Below are 4,091 nucleotides of genomic sequence, written 5' to 3' on the forward strand. Positions count from 1 at the left end.
ACTGAGTTCACATCCAGAAACTCACCCTGGCGATCCGACTCACCCTGCATAACCTCAGGATCCCAGCACGGCGGCCAAAACCAGCGCATTCCCGCACCGGAATCCACCCCCAATTATTCAGCAGTCTCCTAGGCGAGCGGCGTATCGAGACCACGTGAGCTGCAAGCGATCTCGATACGCCCTCGCCTAGCGGCTCGGCCTACTCGATCAGCGGATGAGCTGCAGGCCTACTCGACCCGGGTTCGAACACCAGTCACAACGCCGCGATCTTGTCCTCCAGCACCCGACGTTGAGCGCCGTTGGTGGCCAGTTCGCAGGCCCGGCGCAGCTCGGCTCGTGCCTCCTCGGTCCGGCCCAACTGCGCGAGCAACTCGCCGCGCACACTCGGCACCAGATGGGAACCGGCCAGCTTCGTCACATCGACGTCCGCGTCGAGCATTGTGAGTGCGTCGTGTGCGCTAGCTGCCATCGACACCGCGACGACCTTGTTCAACGTGACCACCGGATTGCCGGTCAACTGCTCGAGCGCCTCGTACAGGATCACGATCCGCGACCAGTCGGTGGCCTCGACGTTGGTTGCGCGTGAGTGGCAGGCCGCGATCGCCGCCTGCAGCGAGTACGGTCCGCGACCCCGACCGAGCGCGTCGACGCGGTCGAGCGCCGCGAGCCCACGGGAGATCTGACCACGATCCCACCGGCGACGATCCTGGTCGGCGAGCAGGACCGGACGGCCATCGGCATCGAGCCGCGCAGCGAATCGTGACGACTGCAGTTCCATCAACGCGATGAGGCCGTGCACCTCCGGTTCCCGCGGCACCAGCGCGGCGAGCACCCGGCCCAACCGCAGGGCCTCCGCCGCCAGATCCTGCCGCATCCAGCTATCGCCCGCGGTGGCGGCGTATCCCTCGGTGAAGATGAGGTAGATGACCCCGAGCACACTGTTGAGCCGTTGCGGCCACTGCGCCGGGTCGGGCACCTCGTAGGGCACCTGGGCCGCCGACAACGTCTTCTTGGCGCGCACGATCCGCTGCTGGATCGTCGGGACCGAGGTGAGGAACAACCGGGAGAGTTCCTCAGAACTCAGGCCGCCGACCACCCGCAGTGTGAGCGCCACCTGCGCGTCCCGCTTCAGGACCGGATGACATGCGACGAACACCAGCTTCAGCACGTCGTCGCGGACGGGCACCCATTCGTCGTCGTCGACTTCGGAGAGGTCGCGGGCGATCATCTGATAACGCTCGTCGAGCCGTTCCTGCCTGCGCCACCCGTCGATGGCCCGCCGCTTGGCCACCGAGGTCAGCCAGGCGCCGGCGTTGCGCGGAACGCCGGCGCCCGGCCACGTCTCCAGTGCCTCGGCGATCGCCTCCTGAGCGAGATCCTCGGCGAGACCGACGTCACCCACGATGCGGGCCAGGGTCGCCACCACACGACTGCCCTCGATGCGCCACACCGCATCGATCGTGCGTCGGATCTCGGGATCGGTCACGCGGTTCCGAGCTGTTCGCGCCACCCCTTCTCCTTTTGGACGTACTCGTTGTCGGAGTACTCCTCGAAGTCGGTTTCATCGCTCACGCGTCGCACCTCGAGTTTCACGCCCGGGCCGAGTGGGGCCTTCTTCGCCCACTGCGCGGCCTCCTCCTTGCTGGAGACCTGGAGAATCCAGAAGCCGTTGAACAGCTCGTGGACCTCGCCGTAGGGGCCGTCGGTGACCAGGGGGTCCTCGTCGGCGGAGAAGCTCACCACAAAACCCTCCGACGCATCGGTGAGTCCCTCGCCCGCCAACAGCACCCCGGCGTTGATCATCTCCTCGTTGTAGCGGCCCATGGCGTTGATGATCTCGGTGAAGTCGACATCGGCGGCTGCGGCTTCGGCTTCGGCGGTGGAGCGCATGATCAGCATGTACTTCATGGTCTTGCCTTTCTCTGGTGAACATCTCTCGGGAATCAGGGCTCTCTCGATGCCCCTCACCACTACGTCGAACGAGACGAGCGCAGATCGACACTGCGCCCAGAATAATTTCTCGACAGCCGTCCGCAGAGGCCGTCGGGTCGAGTGGGGGCCTCATTCCCGAGACTTCACGAACGATCGCTCGGTCGTCGAGTACGTTGAAGCGGTGACCTCTCAGACCGAGCAGACCGCCGATCAGCACATCGTCCTCGAACGCGACGACGACGTCGCGATCATCCGCCTCAACCGGCCCGACCGGCTCAACGCCTTCACCCACCAGATGGGTGAAGAACTGATCGCGGTCTTCGACGAGACCGACGCCGACGACACGGTGCGGGCCGTGGTGATCACCGGAACCGGCCGTGCCTTCTGCGCCGGCGCCGACCTCGCTGGCGGCGCCACCACGTTCGAACTCGAACAGCAGGAACCGGGTGAGGTGCCCCGTGACATGGGCGGGCAGGTCACACTGCGCATCTTCGAATCACTCAAACCGGTGGTGATCGCCGTCAATGGTGCGGCCGCCGGCGTCGGGGTGACCATGACCTTGCCCGCCGACGTTCGCATCGCCTCCGACGACGCGAAGTTCGGTTTCGTCTTCGCCCAACGAGGATTGGTGCCCGAGGCGGCCTCGACGTGGTTCCTGCCGAAATTGGTCGGACTGCCGACGGCCCTGCAGTGGACGATGGGAGCCAAGATGGTGCCCGTCGCCGAGGCGCATGAGCGGGGGCTGGTGCAGCAGGTGGTGCCCAAGGACGAGGTGCTCTCCACGGCGATCGCCACGGCGCGTGAGATGACGTCGACGACGGCCCCGGTCTCGGTGGCATTGACCAGGCAACTGCTGTGGCGGATGGCCGGCGCGCCCAGCCCGTGGGACGCCCATCGCGCCGACTCCAAGGCGATCTATTACCGCGGCACCATGGACGATGTCGCCGAGGGCGTCACCTCGTTCTTGGAGAAGCGGCCCGCCACCTTCTCCGACCGCGTCTCCACAGACCTGCCGGACATCTTCTGACGGCTCGGGGTGTCACGTCGGCAGGGGCTGTGCGTCACGCTCCCGCAGCATTAGTGTCATCTGGCCGATCTCGTCGCCCTGCTCCCCGATCATGGTGAGCGCGAGCTGTTTGGTCGGCGAGCTCGACCGAGGGTCGTTGTATGCCGCCTGGGCCATATCCAGCCCTCCACGATGATGTCGGATCATCAACTGCAGGAACAGAATCTCCGCGTCGCGGCCGTGTGCGGCGGCCAGTCGGTCCAGTTCGTCGATGCTGGCCATGCCGGGCATCGGCGGTGCGTCGGCGGTCGGCGCGTGGGAGTGCCCGTCGGTCGTGGCCATCCAGGACATCGGGTGCTCGGTGGTCACGGGCAGTGAGAACCAGGTCAGCCAGCCGCGCATGGTGGCGACTTCCGCGGCCTGCGCAGCCGTCATGCGGTCGGCGAGTCCGCGAATCCGCGGGGCCACATCATGGGACAGGCTGGTGCACATGAGAATCGCCTGATCGTGGTGTGTCGACATGTCCTGGGCGAAGCCCACATCGACGACGCTCGGCGCCGGTGGCTGTGCGTCGGAATCACGGTGGGTTTGCCAGGCCATGCCGAACACCACACCCACCACGACCAGCAGTGAGGCGACGCCCAGGGCGCCGACGATCCGTACCGCAGAACTCATCCGAGATACGAGTCCTGGTCGGGCGGCGGGGTGTACACCCGGGGGCTCAACGTCATGGCATAGAAACCGCCGTCGGCGCAGGTGGTCCAGATTTGATTGCCGCGCCACTCCGGTGGTGAGAAGCACCAGTCGGTGGCCATGTCGCCGCCGACCAGCATGCCTGTGCGCGGCCCGATCATCTCCTCGAACCGGACCTTCCCATTCAGGATCGACATGCCCAGGCTGAGAAACTCGACGGCGGGCACACCCGACGCCGACGCCAACACATGAGGAGAGTTGGGTAGGTCGACGACGGTCGCGTTCTTCTGGGCCGGCGGATTGAAGTAGCCGATCTCCTTGATCTTCTTGATGTTCTGGATGTCGAACACGCGAATGCCCGACGACTTGAGGTTCCCCCCGAACCGTAGAGGCATCGATAATGAGGAGCACGATGCCAGAGAAGCGGAAGAAGTACGACCGGGAGTTTCGTGATGGGGCG

The 4,091-nt window shown here is 65.7% G+C and carries 4 protein-coding genes and 1 pseudogene; 1 reads left to right on the plus strand and 4 read right to left on the minus strand.

Going from position 1 to position 4,091, the window contains the following annotated elements:
• Positions 1-253 precede the first annotated feature (253 nt).
• Together ACIGKQ_RS25155 and ACIGKQ_RS25160 are read right to left on the minus strand one after the other, a co-directional pair.
• Positions 254-1,510: an RNA polymerase sigma factor gene (locus ACIGKQ_RS25155; protein ID WP_396575170.1), complete on the minus strand. Its 1,257-nt coding sequence runs from the start codon at positions 1,508-1,510 to the stop codon at positions 254-256.
• Positions 1,483-1,908: a YciI family protein gene (locus ACIGKQ_RS25160; RefSeq protein ID WP_396575171.1), complete on the minus strand. Its 426-nt coding sequence runs from the start codon at positions 1,906-1,908 to the stop codon at positions 1,483-1,485. The genes ACIGKQ_RS25155 and ACIGKQ_RS25160 overlap by 28 nt, the downstream gene beginning before the upstream one ends.
• A gap of 205 nt (positions 1,909-2,113) precedes the next feature.
• Here ACIGKQ_RS25160 and ACIGKQ_RS25165 point away from each other — a divergent pair, with 205 nt between their 5' ends.
• On the plus strand, positions 2,114-2,959 hold the full coding sequence (locus ACIGKQ_RS25165; RefSeq protein WP_396575172.1) for a crotonase/enoyl-CoA hydratase family protein: 846 nt from the start codon (positions 2,114-2,116) through the stop codon (positions 2,957-2,959).
• A 12-nt stretch (positions 2,960-2,971) separates the two neighbouring features.
• Here the strand turns inward: ACIGKQ_RS25165 and ACIGKQ_RS25170 are convergent, their stop codons facing one another.
• A complete protein-coding gene (locus tag ACIGKQ_RS25170; RefSeq protein ID WP_287015871.1) occupies positions 2,972-3,613 on the minus strand; it encodes a DUF305 domain-containing protein in 642 nt (213 codons plus the stop codon).
• Positions 3,610-4,091, minus strand: a pseudogene (locus tag ACIGKQ_RS25175) (hypothetical protein); the annotation flags it as partial. The gene ACIGKQ_RS25170 and the pseudogene ACIGKQ_RS25175, both read right to left, overlap by 4 nt.

Source organism: Gordonia sp. NPDC062954, from assembly GCF_044543825.1.
GTDB classification, from domain to species: domain Bacteria; phylum Actinomycetota; class Actinomycetes; order Mycobacteriales; family Mycobacteriaceae; genus Gordonia; species Gordonia tangerina.

What these genes read in the sequence shown, in the direction of transcription:
- ACIGKQ_RS25160 (WP_396575171.1), bottom strand. Translation starts at nt 1,908, where the DNA reads ATGAAGTACATGCTGATCATGCGCTCCACCGCCGAAGCCGAAGCCGCA.
- ACIGKQ_RS25170 (WP_287015871.1), bottom strand. Translation starts at nt 3,613, where the DNA reads ATGAGTTCTGCGGTACGGATCGTCGGCGCCCTGGGCGTCGCCTCACTG.